The following is a 16,569-nucleotide window of genomic DNA, read 5'->3' as shown; positions in this document are numbered from 1 at the left end:
CGGCATTCGTTCGAGCGACGAGAGGCGCGGCTTGGAATTTGACTTGAAAACCATCGAGGCGCTTGCGCCCGACCAGGCGTCGTTGAGCGCCGCTTCCAAGTTGACCAAGCAATCGAACTGGCCACGGCTCGAAAAGAACGAACAGCTCGCTCTCATCTGGGGGGAGTGCCAGGGTTCCGGCTCCAATCCCTACCGTGTGGTCGTCGACACCGGCGACCATGGCTACAAATGCACCTGCCCGTCGCGGAAATTTCCCTGCAAGCACACCTTTGGCGCTGATGTGGATCGCTGCCACCGCGCCGGCCAGCTTTGCCGCTGCCGGCTCGACGCCGGAATGGGTGAACGATTGGCTGGGTCGGCGCAGGAAGACCGCGTCGCAGCCTGTGGAACCGACACCCGGTGCGGGAGGCAAGAGCATCGGCGAGGCCTTGCGCGACGAAAGCGCAGATATCGAGGCCGCAGCAGCAGTCGAGCGCCGCGAGGCAGCGCAGCGCAAGCGGGCAGGAGACACGCGATCCTCCGTGTCGGCAGGGCTGGATGAATTGGATCAATGGGTCGCCGATCAATTGCGGCTTGGCCTTGCCGGCTTTGTCGACAACAGCAGCGATCGTTGCCGCCGGATCGCCGCGCGGCTGGTCGACATGAAGGCGACAGCACTTGCCGGCCGCATCGACGAGATACCGTCACGGCTGATGGGGCTGCGCAGCGAGGAACGGCCGGACGCGGCGATCCGCGAACTCGGCAAGCTTGTACTGCTGGCCAAAGCCTGGCGATCGGCACCCGACGACCCGGAACTGAGGCGGCTCGTCTCGACCTCTGAGGGCCGCGAACAGGTGCTGGCCAATCCCGATGCGACACAGGTCGATAGCGTCTGGGAGGTGCTCGGCGAGAAGATCGAGTCTCGCCGTGACGGTCTTGTCAGCCATTCGACCTGGCTGCTCGATCTGAACAGCGCCACCTCGCAATTTGCCCTCCTGCTCGATTATTTTCCGGCGTCGGCCGGTCGCCGGTCGAACGCGTTCACTCCGGGGGATCGCTTCGATGCCCGATTGGTCTTCTATCCGGCGCGTCAGCCGCTAAGGGCACTGGTGGCGGACCGCAAGGGCGACGTCCCGTCCGGTGAATGGCCCGATTTCAGCCTTGGCGCATCGGATACGCTCGCGGCCCATGTTGCTCGCCAGGACGCCGCGCCCTGGGTGACCGATTGCCCCGTCATGCTGCCGCCCGGAGCGATCCTGCTGGACGATCGGGGTGCCGCCTGGTGGCAGGCCGCCGGCGATCCGCACGGCATCGCCTTGCCGATCGCCGACACCGTCAATCCAACGCTGCTTGGGCTCGACCTCAAGGCAACGGCGGCACTTTGGAACGGCAGCCGGCTTGAGCTGCTGGCGGCGCAGAGTGGGTTCGGGAGGCTTGATCTGTCATGAATGAGATCGAGCAGACCGGGCTGGCGACCATGCGCGACTGCTGGATCACTGGCGGAACGACTTTCGACCTGGCTCCGGCCGCGTGGAAGGAGATTGCCGGCAGTGCAGGTCCCGACGAGCGCGAACGCCGGCTGCTGGCAATCGCCGCGCAGGCCCTCGAAATTGCCTTGCGGCCAGCCGCGCCGAAGACGCTGAAACGACGCCCGCCACTGCCTGAACTTGCCTTGCCGATGCTGCCGGAGCGGCTGCGGCCGCTTTTGCGAGCCGCGCTGAAACATGCCAGCGACACAAGAGGCAAGACGCGTGTCGTGACGCTCGTCGCCAGCCGCGGCTTCGTGCTGCATCCGATGGACTGGATGCCTGCCGCCTCGGATCAGAACAGTCCGGACGTCTATGCGCCCTGGATCGACTGGCAGTCAGGCGTGGACGGCGAAAAACATACAAGCCAGGAGCATCTGACGGCGGAAAATTGGGACGACTTCTATCCCGCTGCCCGCCGTACCGCGCTGGCCGATATGCGTCGCACCGCACCGGCTTCGGCTCGGCAGCTGATCGAGACCAAGGGATCTGGCGAGCCGGCGGAGGTCAGGCTCGCGCTCATCGAACTGATGCGCTTCGGCCTCGGCGCCGATGATGTGCCGTTCCTGCAGAGCCTTTCCGCCGATCGTTCCGGCAAGGTGCGCGAACTGGCTGGCCGGCTGCTGGCAAGGCTGGGAGAGCCCGGCCAGCCCGGCGATGGCGGGCCGGAAGATCCGACCGCCGAACTCGCCGCCTTCATCGCAGAAGGCAAATCCGGCTTCATCCGCCGCCGCACCACCTACGCGCCGGCAAAACTCAAATCGCCGGCACAGGAACGACGCCGCGCCGAACTGTTCGAAACCTGCAACCTGGTTGATCTTGCCGCGCGCTTCGGCGTCACTGAATCCGATTTCATCGGAGCGTGGCAATTCGGCGCCGACAACAATGCCGATATCCTTGTCGCGCGAATGGTTGCCGCGTCAGGGAGCGACGCTGCGGTGACGCATATGGCCGATACGCTTGTCGCCGAAGGCGGCAAGCCGGCGCTGTTCGTCCTCCACCTCATGCCGCGTCTGGACAGCCGCAGAAAGCGTGTCCTGGTCAGGCTGATCCTGAAAGACACGCAATATCTTGGTGCGCTCAACCTGGCCGAGGGCCTCGAAGCAAGCTGGCTGGAATGGGCCGACCTGACAAACGGCCAGGCGCTCCCGGCGCTGCGCTCCGCTGTTGCGGGAAACGATGACGCCGTAAGGCGAGGCGTCGACCAGCTACTGGAAACGATGGGCTTTCTCGCCACGGCGGCGACGGCGGAAAAATTGATCGGGGACGTTGTTGCAGCCGGTATGGCTCCGGCAGCGCCTTCGCTCGGTCTTCTGCGTCTCAACGCGTCACTGGCCGGGCCCTGAACCGACACATGATCAATCCGGAGAACAGCAAATGAACGCAGCCATCCGTCTTCCGGTCGAGCAGGCCTATGCCGCCGAGTTGCAGGCGCTCGCGCGCAACGACGACCGGCAAAGGCCTGCCGGGTGGAGCCTTTCGCCAAAGGCGGTTCTCACCTATCTGCTCGGCGGAAAGGCTGATGACGGGACGCTGATAACGCCCAAATATGTCGGCCGTCGCCGGCTGATGGAGACCGCCGTGGCGACGCTCGCCACCGATCGCGCGCTGCTGCTGCTCGGCGTGCCGGGCACCGCCAAATCCTGGGTGTCGGAGCATCTTGCGGCAGCCATCATGGGTGACTCGACGCTGATCGTGCAGTGCACGGCCGGCACCGACGAGAACCAGATCCGCTATGGCTGGAACTATGCGCAGCTTCTGGCCAAGGGCCCAAGCCAGGAGGCGCTGGTGCCGACGCCGCTTTACCGCGCCATGCAGGACGGAAAACTGTGCCGCCTCGAGGAACTGACGCGCATGGGCTCCGATGTGCAGGACACGCTGATCACCGTGCTGTCCGAAAAGATGATGCCGATCCCGGAACTCAACACGTCGATCTATGCGCAGCGCGGTTTCAACATCATCGCCACGGCCAACAACCGCGACAAGGGCGTCAACGAGCTGTCATCGGCACTGAAGCGCCGCTTCAATGTCGTCGTGCTGCCATTGCCCGAAGATATGGCGGAAGAAGTGGCGATCGTCTCGAAGCGGGTCGGCGAGATGGCTGGCGGTCTCGACCTGCCGGTGCCGAAGAATGTCGGCGAGGAGATCGCCCGCGTGTTGACCATCTTCCGCGAATTGCGCTCCGGTGCGACATCAGACGGCAAGGTGACGCTGAAGACGCCGTCCGGTTCGCTGTCCACGGCCGAAGCGATCGCCACCATGGTTGGCGGCCTCAGCCAGGCGGCCTGGTTCGACAGCGGCAAGCTCGGCGCCGAAGGTCTGGCCGCCAGCCTTGTCGGCGCGATCATAAAGGATCCGGTGCAGGACAAGTTGGTGCTGGAAGAATATCTGGAAACGGTGCTCAAGAAGCGGCCGGACTATGCCGGCTATTACGCGGCCTTGAACGCGGCGATCTGACGCCATGGCGCAACGCGACGTTTCCTATTTCGGCATACGCCATCACGGGCCCGGCTCCGCCGACAGCCTGGTGCAGGCGTTGCAGGACTTGAAACCGGTCGCGGTGCTGATCGAAGGGCCGGCGGATGCCTCCGCGCTGCTGCCGCTGCTTGCCCGCCCCGAAATGCAGCCGCCGGTGGCGCTGCTCTGCTATCCGGAAGACGATCCGGCTTCGACGAGCTTCTGGCCTTTCGCGGAGTTCTCTCCGGAATACCAGGCCGCCCTGTGGGCTGTAGGCAACAACGCGGCATTGCGGTTCATCGACCTGCCGTCATCGGCCCGGGTTGCGCCGGTTGACGGCGCGGAAAATGCCAATGCCGGTGAAGCGGAGCCCGGCGTCGACAACGAGACGGCGCCGCATCTGCGTGACCCGATCGGGACGCTGGCGCAGGCCGCCGGCTATGAGGATGGCGAGAGTTGGTGGTCTGATATCATCGAGCAGAATCCGCAACCGGGCCCCATCTTCGCCGCGATATCCGATGCCATGACGACGCTGCGGGATGGTGAAGGTCCACTTGCCGCCTTCGAGGCCAGGCGGGAAGCGCATATGCGGCTTGAGATCACCGCCGCGCGCAAGGAATTCGAGGGGCCGATCGCTGTCGTTTGCGGCGCCTGGCATGTGCCTGCGTTGCAGGCGACGCGACCGCAGAAAGAGGATCAGGCCCTTCTCAAGGGGCTCGCCCGGCGCAAAAGCACGATGACCTGGGCGCCATGGACGGGGCCGCGTCTGGCGCTGGGCTTCGGCTATGGCGCGGGCGTCGTCGCGCCTGGCTGGTGCAAGCATCTGTGGCGTACGCGCGGCCGACACGACGCGGCGACCCTGTGGCTCGCGATGATCGCGGCGGTGCTGAGAGCGAAGGGACATATGGTCTCGACCGCCTCGCTGATCGAAGCCGAACGGCTGGCCCGTACGCTGGCCGCAATCCGTGAGCGGCCAAAGCCTGGTTTCGAGGAATTGCGCGACGCCGCGATCGCCGCCCTGTTCAACGGCGAAGCGCTGCTGTGGGCGCTGGTCGAAGCCGAACTGCTTCTGGGCGCGGATGTCGGTGAAATTCCGCCCGACACGCCACTGGCGCCGCTGATCGAGGACCTGCAGCGCAACCAGAAGGCGGCGCGGCTGAAGCCCGAGGCGCTGGAGCGCGAACTGTCGGTCGATTTGCGCAGTGAAAGCGGGCTGTTTCGTTCGACACTACTGCACCGGCTGAACGTGCTTGGCGTGCACTGGGGTAAATTGACCGACAGCGGACGCAGCCGCGGCACCTTTCGCGAGCGATGGGCGCTCTCGTGGGAGCCGGAATATGCCGTTCACCTGGTCGAGAACCTGATCTACGGGCCGACCATCGAGAAGGCCGCCAATGGCCGGCTGATCCAGATGATCGGCGCGGCGACATCCCTCGACGCGCTGGCGGCACTGGTTCAGGGCGCCATCACGGCAAAGCTGTCGGAGGCGTCGGCGGCCGGTCTCGTGGCATTGGAGGAACGAGCGGCGCGCAGCAGCGAATGCCTGGAAATCCTGGCATCGGTGCCGCCGCTCGCCGACATCATTCGCTATGGCGAGGCGCGCAAGACGGAAACGGCCCGCCTGTCCGGTCTGCTGGAGCGGCTGATCGTCGAAGGCGGGATCGCGCTTGCCTATGCCGCTCGCGACCTCGATGCGCAGGCTTCCTCGGCGCTGGTTGGCGCGATGCGCAAGGCCGACGAGGCGATCAAGCTGGTCGAGCCTGAACAGGACGTGCTGGACGCCTGGCGCAATGGACTGGCTGCCGTGCTGGATGGATCGCGCTCGACGGCGCTGGTGGCGGGCTGTGCCGCGCATCTGCTCTACGAAGCCGGCCATCTGTCCGCCGACGCCGCGGCGGGCCTGATCGCACGGCGCCTGTCGCCGGGAACACCGGTCACCGAGGCTGCAGGGTTCTTCGAAGGGTTCTTCAGCACCGCCGGTCAACGGCTCATCCATGACGAGGCACTGCGCGGAGCGGTCGATGCCTGGCTCAAATCCCTGGAGGAAGATGCCTTCATTGCACATCTGCCGCTGCTGCGCCGGGTCTTTTCGCATCTGGATGCGATGGAGCGGCGGCGGTTGATCGAAGCGGTGCTCGGCCGCGCCGCACGCCTGCCGGCCGGACTGACGCCAACGCCGGATGGCGGTGAGGCGTGGCGCCGTCACCTGGAACGGCTCGGACCCTTGCTGATGGGCGGGAATGGCGATGGATGACGAGGCCGAGATAGGCGAAGCGTCGACCGATGACGGACGGGAGCGCCGCTGGCGCCTGGCGATCGGCGCCGATGATGAGAAATCGACTTCGCTTTCCGACACTGACAAGCGGCTTTCGGCGGCACTCGATGCGCTTTATGGCGATGGCGCCAGCGATGCGGCCGCCGATCCGCGCAAGCGGCGCGGCGGGCTCGGTCGCTCGGCGCCGCGAGTGGCACAGTGGATGGGCGATATCAGGTCGTTCTTTCCCGCGCAGGTCGTGCAGATCGTCCAGAAGGATGCCTTCGAGCGCCTCAACCTGAAGCAGATGCTGATGGAGCCGGAGTTCCTCAAGGCGATCGAGGCGGACGTCAATCTCGTTGCCGACCTGATTTCGCTGCGCTCGGTCATGCCGGCCAAGACCAAGGACATCGCGCGCACGATCATCGCCGATATTGTCGCCAAGCTGATGCGGCGGCTGGAGCAGAAGACGGCCGAGGCGATCCGCGGCGCGCTCGATCGGTCGCAACGCACCAACCGGCCACGCCAGCGCGACATCGACTGGCCGCGGACCATCTCGGCCAACCTTCGCCATTACCAGCCCGAGCATAAAACCATCGTGCCTGAGAAGCTGGTCGGGTTCTTGCGCAAGCAGCGCCGGCTGGTCGATCTGGACGAGGTCGTGCTGTGCGTCGATCAGTCCGGCTCTATGGCAAGCTCGGTGATCTACGCCTCGATATTCGCCGCGGTGATGGCTTCGTTACCCGTCGTGCGGATCAGGCTTGTCTGCTTCGACACGACCATCGTCGATCTCACCGATGAACTCAGCGATCCCGTCGAAGTCCTGTTCGGCGTGCAGCTTGGCGGTGGAACCGACATCAACCAGGCCGTCGCTTATTGCGCGGATCGCATCGAACGGCCGACCAAGTCGCATATGGTGCTGATCACCGACCTTTTTGAAGGCGGCAACGGTCAGGAATTGCTGCAGCGGCTTGCCGCGCTGGTTCGTTCCGGCGTCAATGTCGTGGTGCTTCTGGCGTTGACCGATCAAGGCAGGCCTGGTTACGACCCCAAGATGGCCGGGTCGGTTGCCGCGCTCGGCATTCCGGTCTTTGCCTGCACGCCGGATCTGTTTCCAGACATGATGGCGGCGGCATTGCGCCGCGAGGATATCGGCTCATGGGCGGCCGGGGCCGACATCAAGCTGGTTCGCGCCGAGACCGAGACACCGGAATGAAATAGCCGCCACCAGAGTTGCCAGGAGCATCCTGGCAGCTCTGGGATGGTTGATCGCGTTCAGCCGAACTTCGGGTCGAGGCTCCCCGACTTGTAGCGCTTGGCCATTTCGGCGACCGGCAGCGGCTTGATCTTCTGCGCGTTGCCGGCAGTGCCGAACTGCTCGAAGCGCTCCTTGCAGAGCTTCCTCATCGCGGCCATGGCGGGCGTCAGATATTTGCGCGGGTCGAACTCGCTCGGGTTTTCGGTCAGCACCTTGCGGATGGCGCCGGTCAGCGCCATGCGGTTGTCGGTGTCGATGTTGATCTTGCGCACGCCGTGCTTGATGCCGCGCTGGATCTCCTCGACCGGCACGCCCCAGGTCGGCTTCATCTGGCCGCCATATTTATTAATGATCTCCTGCAGATCCTCCGGCACCGAGGACGAACCATGCATGACCAGATGCATGTTCGGCAGCCGGCGGTGGATCTCCTCGATGACGTTCATGGCCAGCACCGCGCCATCGGGCTTGCGCGAGAATTTGTAGGCGCCGTGGCTGGTGCCCATGGCAACAGCCAGCGCATCGACATGGGTGTCTTTGACGAATTCGACCGCCTGTTCCGGGTCGGTCAAAAGCTGGTCGTGGCTGATCTCGCCTTCGACGCCGTGGCCGTCTTCCTGTTCGCCGCCGCCCATCTCGAGCGAGCCGAGCACACCGATCTCGCCTTCCACCGAAACACCGCCCCAATGCGCCATGTCGACGACGCGGCGGGTGATGCCGGAATTGTAGCCGTAGTCGGCCGGCGTCTTGCCGTCTTCCTTCAGCGATCCGTCCATCATGACAGAGGTGAAGCCGTACTGGATCGCGGTGACGCAGGTGGCTTCATTGTTGCCGTGGTCGAGATGCATGCAGACCGGGATGTCGGGGTGGATTTCGACCAGCGCGTCGATCAGCTTGGCCAGCACCACGTCATTGGCATAGGCGCGGGCGCCACGGCTCGCCTGCAGGATGACCGGCGACTTGGTCTCCTCGGCGGCCTCCATGATGGCGAGGCCCTGTTCCATATTGTTCATGTTGAAAGCGGGCACGCCGTAGCCGTATTCGGCGGCGTGGTCGAGCAATTGTCTCAGTGTTATGCGAGCCACCCAATAGTCTCCCGTATCTGGTTTCAAGCGCAACGTCGCGGGCCGACCGGTCGCCGGTCGGCCCCTGATGCTTCTGGCCGGATTTCAGGCCAACCGCAACCTTCAGAGGTCCTGTCGATCGCAATTCTTGTTGCAGGGCTGAAATCCGGCCGCTTTGGTGATCTCAGGCCGCGATCAATTCGCGCGCCGCAAGGATCTGCACGCAGGCATTGGCCGCTTCCTTGCCCTTGACGGTGAAGTGCTCGAAGAAGAAGCGGTGATGCTCAGCGCTGTCGTGGTAGTTGTGCGGGGTGAGCACCGCCGACAGCACCGGTACGCCGGTCGACAGCTGCACGTTCATCATGCCGTCGATGACAGCACTGGCGACAAACTCATGCCGGTAGATGCCACCATTGACGACGAAGGCAGTGCCGAGGATTGCGGCATAGCGTCCGGTCCCGGCCAAGGTCTTGGCGTGCAGCGGAATCTCGTAGGCGCCGGGCACGTCGAAGACATCGACGGCGAAGCGCTCGCCTCCGATGTCGGCCAGTTCCGCCTCGAACGCCTGCACGCACTGGTCGACGATGTCGGCATGCCAGCGTGCGCGAATGACCGCGATGCGGGTCGTTTCATAGTCTTTGTGGGAATGCTGATTCATGGGTCCATCCTTCGTTTCGAACCAGAATCAGGACGCACGATACGAAATCCGGCCCGCTGACGCGGTCCGTCTCCGTTCGCTCTCTTCCATCCGGACTTTAACCGTCGGCTCCGGAATCACACCGGATCTGCTGACCTTTCCACTAGAGCGCCACGCGTCCTCTTGGACGCGTAAAGGACGCTCTAGCCCAAAGAATCCACGCATCTATGCGTGGGTCGGAAAGCGCTCGCGGGCTTGGGCCGAAACCCTTACCGCCGGTGGGGACTCTCACCCCGCCCTGAGAACATTAACGCCGTTTGTATGGAAGGGCAGGGCGCCGCTGTCAATCGCGTGAAAGGCTGATGGCCAATACAGTCTGTCAACTGGAAGCAATTTCAGGAAAAGTGTGAAACGGTTTTCCCGGGAAAAGCGCGTAGCGCTTTCCCCAGGGAATTGCGTCAAACAAAGAGATAGGGCGGTTCGGCGTTTCCGTGAAACGATGAACCGCTTTATCGCGTGCGCCAAGCCGCCGCAGCAGCGGCAACCAGCATGAGCAAGGCCGCAACCGCTGCGCAGGTGGCGAAACCGAAGCTGGAGTAGAGCGGACCAAAGCCGGTGGTGCCGACAAAGACCGCCAGATAGGTCACCGCGCTGTTCAAGCCCATGATCGTGCCGCGCCGCGACGGATCGAGCGCCGACAGGCGCATCACCAGGACGTTCAGGCCGAAGTGGTTGGCAAGTCCCCAGACCGCCACCATGGCCAAGGTCAGGCCGAAACTGCCGCTTGTCGCGGCCATGGCGACATAGACGACGGCGACCAGAAGATAGGCAAATGGCATGACGCGCCGCGCGCCCAGGCGATCGATGACGCCGTCGAGGAGAGCAGCGGCGCCAAAGCCGATACCATAGGCAAGTGCTGCCCACCCGTTGGCACTCACCGGTTTGCCCAATCCGCTGTGAAGGTGATCGCCAAGGTAGCCATAGACGCCGTAGAAGGCGGTCATGAAGGCGGCGCAGGCGATGAGAAGCGGCACGATGCCGGGAATGCGGAGCGCCTCCAGCGGTGTCGGCGCCGGGCCGCTCTTCCTGACGTCGCTTAGCGACGACAGCGTAAGGCCGGCCAAGGCAAGCGTTGCCAGCAGCGCGACCGCTGCGAAAACGGCACGCCAATGCACGAGGTCGGCAAGCACGGCCGACAGCGAAACGCCGGCGACCATGCTCAAGGTCCAGCCGGTCAGCACGACACCGATCGTGCCGCTTTCGCGGCCAGGCGGCGCGATTGCGGCCGCACTCGCATAGATTGCCGGCATGGCGATACCGGCAGCAATGCCGGCGAGCAGTTGTGCCGCGACCAGCATCGTCACCGTCGGTGCCGCCGCGCTGGCGACGAGCGCTACCGCCAGCAACAACAATGCGCCTTGCAGCATCCGGCGGGCGCCAACCCGGTCGATGTAGCGTGCCAGGAACAGGGCGCTTGCGGAGGTGCCGAGGCCGAACACGGCCGCCGCAATCATGACGACCGGCACGCTTGTCGCAAACGACGAGGCCACGGCCGGTGCGATCGGGCCCAGCACAAGTGAATTCGAGCCGATCACGGCGATGCATCCGGTCAAGAGATAGGCGAGAGCCGGGATCGGCTCCCGGGCGCTTGCGGCCAATGGTGCAACTTGATCAGCGTTCGACATAAGACCATAATGACCGCATTAAATTCTGCCGCAATCGGAGATTTCAACATGGACGAAGAAACAGATGGCATTCTGCAGAACAGGTCTGCGGCCCGTGAGCTCGACGCAATCGACCGAAAAATATTAGGCGTCCTGGTCGATGACGCCACGGTCAGTTATGCCGAGCTCGGTGATCGCGTGGGGCTTTCACCGCCGGCGGCGCACGAACGCGTCAAGCGGCTGCGGCGCAGCGGCGCCATCCGCAATACCGCGGCAATCATCGATCCCAACGCGGTGCACAAGCCGCTGCTGGCTTTTGTGCATATCGACACCAAGGGTTGGGGAAAGACCCCGGAACTGATGGCGGTTTCGCAGTATCCGGAAGTCGAGGAAATCCACACCGTCGCCGGCGACACCTGCATGCTGCTCAAGGTCCGCACCGAAGACACCAGAGCGCTCGAAGGGTTGCTGTCACGCCTCTACGAAACGCCGGGCGTCACCTCGACGCGCAGCTATGTGGTCCTGTCGACCTATCTCGAGCGGCCGGTGCAGCCGGGCGTGACCGCGACGTGGCCAACGCCCAAGCACATGAGCAAGCCGCTCTATTAGGCGCTCCTGCGGTGAGATCTTAGCCGCGCTCGGGAAACATCGCCTTCAAGCCCTCGCGCGACGCCTTGGCGACGCCGCGTTCGGTGATCAGGCCGGTGACCAGCCGCGCCGGTGTCACGTCGAAGGCCGGGTTTGCCGCGGGTGTCGTCTCGGGTGATATGCGCACCTGGGCAATCTCGCCGGCAGCGGTCTTGCCCCAGACCAGCGAGACCTCGTCGGCCGAGCGCTGCTCGATGGGGATTTCGGCCAGCCCGTCATGCACAGTCCAGTCGATGGTCGGCGACGGCAGCGCGACATAGAACGGCACGTCATTGTCGGCGGCGGCAAGTGCCTTGAGATAGGTGCCGATCTTGTTGCAGACATCGCCGTCGGCGGTGGTGCGGTCGGTGCCGACGATGACCATGTCGATCTCGCCGCGCTGCATCAGATGGCCGCCGGCATTGTCGACGATCAGTGTGTGCGGCACGCCGTGGCCGGCCATCTCCCAGGCGGTCAGTTGGGCGCCTTGGTTGCGCGGCCGCGTCTCGTCGACATAGACGTGGACCGGAATGCCGGCCTCGGTTGCCAGATAGATCGGCGCGGTGGCGGTGCCGTAATCGACGGTCGCCAGCCAGCCGGCATTGCAGTGGGTCAGGATGTTGACCGGTTCGCCCTTCGGCTTGCGCGCGGCAATGGCCTTGATGATGGCGAGACCGTTCTCGCCGATGGCCCGATTGAGGCCAACGTCCTCATCGGCGATTTCGCCAGCGCGCTGGTAGGCGGCTTCGGCGCGTTGTTCTGTTGGCAGCGGCTTGAGGAAGCGCCGCATCTCATCGAGCGCCCAGCGCAGATTGATCGCGGTCGGGCGCGTCTCGTGCAAGGTCTCCCAGACGGCATCAAGTGCTGCATCCGACGGATCGTCCGCCATCTGCATGGCGACGCCATAGGCCGCGGTGACGCCGATCAGCGGCGCGCCGCGCACCCACATGTCGCGGATCGCGGTGGCGATGCCGGCGACGGTGCCGATCCTTTCGACGCTGAAATCATGCGGCAGCCAGCGCTGGTCGATGATCTCCACCGAACGCCCGTCGTCGCTCAGCCAGATGGTGCGATAGTGGCGGTCGCCGACGTTCAAATGCTGTTCTCCTGTTCGATCAGCGCGGCCAGATGATTGACCTCGTCGATGCTGTGGATCTGGCGCCGGTTGACGGCGAGGTGACGGCCGAATTTCAGCGCCTTGGCCTCACAACTGGCGCGCAAATCTTCATCGGCAATGGTCTCGAAATCGGCATTGTGGGCGAGGCCGAGGATGCGCCGGTGGATCTCGATGCCGGCAAAGCCGAGCAGGTCGGTCCACATCTGGTGCAGCACATGGTCGAGCGCCTGTTCGGCGCCGAGCCTGTCGTCCTGATTCTCGAACAGGCTTTTCTGGTAGAGCATGCCGGTGCGCTCGGTGCGCCACAGATGCGAGAACTCGGCGCGGAACACCGACCATGTTTCGACGGTCACCTCGAGCAGATAGGCACGCATGGCGTCGCGTTTGCCGATCTGCTCGTGGCCACGCTGCGAGAAGAAGGACATCCAGAAATTGGCAAGCAGCATGCCGACATCGAAGGCCATCGGGCCGTAGAAGGCGAACTCCGGATCGATCATCCGCGTCTGGCTGTCGGTGACCATGATCGAGCCGGAATGCAGGTCGCCATGCAGCAGCGTTTCGGCATTGGCGGCGAAGATATGCTTCAGCCGCTGCGCCTCGACCTTGAGGTCGCGGTCGGCGCGCAGTTCCGCGACGATGCCGTCCAATTGCGGGCTGGTGTGCCGGTTCATCTTGGCATCGAAATAGGGGTCGGAGAACACCAGGTTCTCGGTGATGTCGCAGAGTTCGACATTGTCGGCGAACAGCGCCAGATCGGCCTTGCGGTCCTTGGCTGCCATATGCAGGTCGGAGCCGCGGAACAGGGTGCGGGCCATGAACAGGCCGATATCCCTGGCAATGTTCGGCAACTGCCGGCCTTCGATCAGCGCCCGCCGCAGGATGATGTGCGGCGACAGATACTCCATGATGATCAGCGCCTGGCCTTCATCGAAATGGTAGATCGTCGGCACCGAGCCCGGCGCGCGCGCTTTTTGCCGGGTCAGCGCGTGGTATTCGAAGAAGGAGCGCTTGAGCGGCAGCGGCCAGCTGTCGCCGACCAGGCGGACATAGGGCAGGGCCTGCTTGACCACCGCTGCACCGCTGGCGCCTTCGACGATGAACACCAGGTTGAGGTTGCCGTCGCCGACCTCGCGGACCTTCCAGGCGCTCGTGTCCTTGCCGATCTTCGCGCGCAACGCCTCGTTGTCGCCAAGACGGGTCGGGAGCGTCTCGACCGACAGTGCTTCGAACTGCAATTTCCCAGTCATCGTCATCCTCCCGCATATGCGCTCCGAACATAACGGAGGCATGGCGGTCGGGCCAAGCTAGGAAGCGATCTGGCAATTGTCAATCGTGTTGACAATTGCCGATGCAGCCCATAGCGTCATGTCAGGGAGGAACGCATGGTTGGCAATGCCGTGTTCCGCGCAGAGGGGCTGAGGAAATCCTTTGGCCACAACGAGGTGCTTGGCGGCGTCTCGCTGGAGCTGCATGCCGGCGAAGTGACCGTGCTGATGGGCGCCAACGGCGCCGGCAAATCCACCCTCGTCAAGATCATCAGCGGCGTCTATGAGCGCGGTGACGGCACGATGGGCCTCGCTGGACAGGCCTTCGCGCCGAACACGCCGGCGGAAGCGATCCGTGCCGGCGTCGTTACCGTTCACCAGAACATCAATGACGGTGTCGTCGCCGATCTCGATGTCACCACCAATTTGACCCTCGACCGGTTGAGCGGCAGCGGCGCTCCGTTCCTGTTCAATCCGGCGCGCGTGCGTCGCGAGGCCAAGGCCGTTGCCGACCGCATGGGGCTGGCCATCGATCTCAAAGCGCGCATCAGCGATCTTTCGCTGGCCGATCGCCAGATGGTGGCGATCGCCCGCGCTTTGGCGCATCAGCCGAAAGTGCTGATCCTCGATGAGCCGACCTCGTCGCTGTCCAGCGCCGAAGCCGATCGGCTGTTTGCGCTGATCGACAGGCTGCGCGAGCAGGGCGTCGCGATCCTCTACATCTCGCACCGCATGTCGGACATCAGGCGGCTTGCCGACCGTATCGTCTCGATGCGCGACGGCATCATCTCAGGCGTTTTCGACAAGAAGCCGCTCGACTATGAAGGCGCGGTCAACGCGATGCTCGGCCGCAAGATCCACCTCGACCAGATCGTCGTCAGGGATTCGGCCGACATCGTCCTCAAGATAGATGGTTTGCGCTTAGCGCAAGGCGCCAGGCCGATCTCGCTGACGCTCGGCGACGGCGAGGTCGTTGCCATCACCGGCCTCGTCGGCGTCGGCAAGACGGCGCTGGCCGAGACGCTGTTTGGCGTGCGCAAGCCGCTCGCCGGCACCATGGTGCTGAACGGCAAACCCTATGCGCCGGGATCGACGGGCGAGGCGATCGCCGCCGGCGTGTTCCTCGTTGCCAAGGATCGCGGCGAAAACGGCATCGTCGGCGGCTTCAATATCCAGGAAAATATCAGCCTGCCGTTTCACAAGCGCATGTCGCGTTTCGCCGTTCTCAGGCGCCGTCTGGAACGCATCACCGCGCGCCAGCAGATCGAGGAACTGGGCATCGTCTGCCGCTCCGAGAGGGACGAGATGTCGGCGCTGTCCGGCGGCAACCAGCAGAAGGTGATGGTCGCCCGCTGGATGGCGCAGGATGCGGGACTGTTCATTCTCGATGAACCGTTCCAGGGCGTCGACATTTCAGCCCGGCGCGACATTGCCGCCAAGCTGAGGGCAAGCGCCAATGGCCGCGCCACGCTGCTGTTCGTCACCGAACTCGATGAGGCGCTGGAAACCGCCGATCGCATCCTGGTGATGTCCGAACAGACCATCGTCGGCGAACATCGCAACGCCGATGTCGATCTCGATCGCCTGCTGGCCGAGGTCGCCGGCGGACCGCTGCACAGCGCCGCCTGAGCGTGGCGGCAAAAAGGAATTGGAATGGAGAGACTATGGGTTCGAGTTGGGTAAAAATGGCAGCGGCGCGCGGGGGCGCTGAATGACGCTGCGCGACCTCGCCATCCGCTATGGCTTCATCGTACTGTTGTTCGGGCTCGTCGCCTATTTCGCGATCGCCGCCGACGGTTTCGTTTCGCCGCAAAGTGCTGTCTTCATCTTCCAGTCGGTCGCCATCACCGGCGTGCTGGCGCTCGGCGTCACCGCCACGCTCGTCGTCGGCGGCTTCGATCTCTCGATCGGCTCGGTCGCCACCTCAGCCATGATGGCGGCGGCCTATGTCATGGTGGTGCTGGAGCAGAATGCTTTCGTCGCGGTCGTCGCCTGCCTGCTGATCGGCGCCATTGTCGGCCTGATCAATGGCTGGCTGATCGTCTATATGCGCGTGCCCGATCTCTTGGCGACGCTTGGCATGATGTTCCTGCTGGTCGGCCTGCAGCGCATCCCGACCGAAGGCCGCTCGATCGCCACCGGCATGACCATGCCGGATGGTTCGGTCGCCAATGGCAAGTTCAGCGACGCCTTCCTGGCGCTCGGCCGCCACCGTTTCGATTTCTTCATCCCGAACCTCATTCCGGCGTCGGTTGTCGTGCTGCTCGTGCTCGCTGTGCTGATCTGGTTCTTCCTCGAATACACGCGTTTCGGACGCATGATGTATGCGGTCGGCAGCAATGAGCGTGCCGCCGAACTCGCCGGAGCGCCTGTCAAGGCATACAAGATCTGGGCCTACGTTATTTCAGGAGTTTTTGCCTCGATCGGCGGCATTTTGCTCGCCGCCCGACTTGGACGCGGCGACATCGCCTCGGGTAATAATCTGCTGCTCGACGCTGTCGCCGCGGCGCTCATCGGCTACGCGGTGCTTGGCGCCGCCAAGCCGAACGCCTTCGGCACTGCCGTCGGCGCGCTGTTCGTCGGCATCTTGCTGCAAGGCCTGACGATGATGAACGCGCCTTACTACACGCAGGATTTCGTCAAGGGCGTGGTGCTGGTCGTCGCCCTTGTCTTCACCTTTGCGCTTTCGGGCAGGGGCAGGAGATAGCTTTCGACCGGATAGGA

At 64.1% G+C, this 16,569-nt stretch carries 13 protein-coding genes and 1 riboswitch; of the genes, 8 read left to right on the top strand and 5 right to left on the bottom strand.

Going from position 1 to position 16,569, the window contains the following annotated elements; translation table 11 throughout:
* Positions 1-218: 218 nt before the first annotated feature.
* Genes ACFFNA_RS28950 through ACFFNA_RS28930 form a run of 5 tightly spaced genes read left to right on the top strand, consistent with a single transcriptional unit; the run spans position 219 to position 7,432 of the window.
* On the top strand, positions 219-1,427 hold the full coding sequence (locus tag ACFFNA_RS28950) for an SWIM zinc finger family protein (protein WP_378923299.1): 1,209 nt from the start codon (positions 219-221) through the stop codon (positions 1,425-1,427).
* On the top strand, positions 1,424-2,851 hold the full coding sequence (locus ACFFNA_RS28945) for a DUF5691 domain-containing protein (RefSeq protein ID WP_378923298.1): 1,428 nt from the start codon (positions 1,424-1,426) through the stop codon (positions 2,849-2,851). Before ACFFNA_RS28950 ends, ACFFNA_RS28945 begins: the two co-directional genes overlap by 4 nt.
* A 31-nt stretch (positions 2,852-2,882) precedes the next feature.
* Positions 2,883-3,962 carry an ATP-binding protein gene (locus ACFFNA_RS28940; protein ID WP_111546965.1) on the top strand — a complete coding sequence of 360 codons (1,080 nt, stop codon included), beginning with the start codon at positions 2,883-2,885 and terminating at the stop codon, positions 3,960-3,962.
* A 4-nt stretch (positions 3,963-3,966) separates the two neighbouring features.
* On the top strand, positions 3,967-6,216 hold the full coding sequence (locus tag ACFFNA_RS28935; RefSeq protein ID WP_378923297.1) for a DUF5682 family protein: 2,250 nt from the start codon (positions 3,967-3,969) through the stop codon (positions 6,214-6,216).
* Positions 6,209-7,432 carry a VWA domain-containing protein gene (locus ACFFNA_RS28930; RefSeq protein WP_378923296.1) on the top strand — a complete coding sequence of 408 codons (1,224 nt, stop codon included), beginning with the start codon at positions 6,209-6,211 and terminating at the stop codon, positions 7,430-7,432. Before ACFFNA_RS28935 ends, ACFFNA_RS28930 begins: the two co-directional genes overlap by 8 nt.
* Positions 7,433-7,491: 59 nt before the next feature.
* Here the strand turns inward: ACFFNA_RS28930 and fba are convergent, their stop codons facing one another.
* The 3 genes from fba to ACFFNA_RS28915 form a co-directional block, all read right to left on the bottom strand.
* Positions 7,492-8,556, bottom strand: coding sequence for a class II fructose-bisphosphate aldolase (gene fba, locus ACFFNA_RS28925; protein WP_378923295.1), 1,065 nt, complete (start codon positions 8,554-8,556; stop codon positions 7,492-7,494).
* A gap of 163 nt (positions 8,557-8,719) precedes the next feature.
* Positions 8,720-9,193 carry a 6,7-dimethyl-8-ribityllumazine synthase gene (locus ACFFNA_RS28920; protein WP_111546962.1) on the bottom strand — a complete coding sequence of 158 codons (474 nt, stop codon included), beginning with the start codon at positions 9,191-9,193 and terminating at the stop codon, positions 8,720-8,722.
* A 74-nt stretch (positions 9,194-9,267) separates the two neighbouring features.
* A riboswitch (FMN riboswitch) is annotated at positions 9,268-9,482 on the bottom strand.
* A 199-nt stretch (positions 9,483-9,681) separates the two neighbouring features.
* Complete coding sequence (locus ACFFNA_RS28915; RefSeq protein WP_378923294.1) at positions 9,682-10,857, bottom strand: MFS transporter; 1,176 nt, start codon at positions 10,855-10,857, stop codon at positions 9,682-9,684.
* A gap of 48 nt (positions 10,858-10,905) precedes the next feature.
* On the opposite strand from ACFFNA_RS28915, the gene ACFFNA_RS28910 reads away from it, so the two are divergent.
* Positions 10,906-11,445 (top strand): Lrp/AsnC family transcriptional regulator, encoded by a 540-nt coding sequence (locus ACFFNA_RS28910; RefSeq protein WP_378923293.1) that lies wholly within the window; start codon positions 10,906-10,908, stop codon positions 11,443-11,445.
* A gap of 19 nt (positions 11,446-11,464) precedes the next feature.
* On the opposite strand, the gene mtnA is transcribed toward ACFFNA_RS28910, so the two are convergent.
* Together mtnA and mtnK are read right to left on the bottom strand one after the other, a co-directional pair.
* On the bottom strand, positions 11,465-12,559 hold the full coding sequence (mtnA, locus tag ACFFNA_RS28905; protein ID WP_111546959.1) for an S-methyl-5-thioribose-1-phosphate isomerase: 1,095 nt from the start codon (positions 12,557-12,559) through the stop codon (positions 11,465-11,467).
* A complete protein-coding gene (gene mtnK / locus ACFFNA_RS28900; protein WP_378923292.1) occupies positions 12,556-13,827 on the bottom strand; it encodes an S-methyl-5-thioribose kinase in 1,272 nt (423 codons plus the stop codon). The genes mtnA and mtnK overlap by 4 nt, the downstream gene beginning before the upstream one ends.
* A gap of 135 nt (positions 13,828-13,962) precedes the next feature.
* On the opposite strand from mtnK, the gene ACFFNA_RS28895 reads away from it, so the two are divergent.
* Positions 13,963-15,474, top strand: a complete 1,512-nt coding sequence (locus ACFFNA_RS28895; RefSeq protein ID WP_378923291.1) for a sugar ABC transporter ATP-binding protein — start codon at positions 13,963-13,965, stop codon at positions 15,472-15,474.
* Positions 15,475-15,556: 82 nt separating this feature from the next.
* Positions 15,557-16,552, top strand: coding sequence for an ABC transporter permease (locus ACFFNA_RS28890; RefSeq protein WP_378923290.1), 996 nt, complete (start codon positions 15,557-15,559; stop codon positions 16,550-16,552).
* Positions 16,553-16,569: the final 17 nt, after the last annotated feature.

The sequence above is a fragment of the Mesorhizobium kowhaii genome (assembly GCF_042431665.1).
GTDB lineage: Bacteria > Pseudomonadota > Alphaproteobacteria > Rhizobiales > Rhizobiaceae > Mesorhizobium > Mesorhizobium kowhaii.
This window is presented reverse-complemented; position numbering and strand designations above follow the sequence as displayed.

Bases quoted from the DNA above. Each gene is read 5' to 3' on its own strand.
- ACFFNA_RS28950 (WP_378923299.1), top strand. From the start codon at position 219: ATGGCTACAAATGCACCTGCCCGTCGCGGAAATTTCCCTGCAAGCACA.
- ACFFNA_RS28945 (WP_378923298.1), top strand. From the start codon at position 1,424: ATGAATGAGATCGAGCAGACCGGGCTGGCGACCATGCGCGACTGCTGG.
- ACFFNA_RS28940 (WP_111546965.1), top strand. From the start codon at position 2,883: ATGAACGCAGCCATCCGTCTTCCGGTCGAGCAGGCCTATGCCGCCGAG.
- ACFFNA_RS28935 (WP_378923297.1), top strand. From the start codon at position 3,967: ATGGCGCAACGCGACGTTTCCTATTTCGGCATACGCCATCACGGGCCC.
- ACFFNA_RS28930 (WP_378923296.1), top strand. From the start codon at position 6,209: ATGGATGACGAGGCCGAGATAGGCGAAGCGTCGACCGATGACGGACGG.
- ACFFNA_RS28920 (WP_111546962.1), bottom strand. From the start codon at position 9,193: ATGAATCAGCATTCCCACAAAGACTATGAAACGACCCGCATCGCGGTC.
- ACFFNA_RS28915 (WP_378923294.1), bottom strand. From the start codon at position 10,857: ATGTCGAACGCTGATCAAGTTGCACCATTGGCCGCAAGCGCCCGGGAG.
- ACFFNA_RS28910 (WP_378923293.1), top strand. From the start codon at position 10,906: ATGGACGAAGAAACAGATGGCATTCTGCAGAACAGGTCTGCGGCCCGT.
- mtnK (WP_378923292.1), bottom strand. From the start codon at position 13,827: ATGACTGGGAAATTGCAGTTCGAAGCACTGTCGGTCGAGACGCTCCCG.
- ACFFNA_RS28895 (WP_378923291.1), top strand. From the start codon at position 13,963: ATGGTTGGCAATGCCGTGTTCCGCGCAGAGGGGCTGAGGAAATCCTTT.
- ACFFNA_RS28890 (WP_378923290.1), top strand. From the start codon at position 15,557: ATGACGCTGCGCGACCTCGCCATCCGCTATGGCTTCATCGTACTGTTG.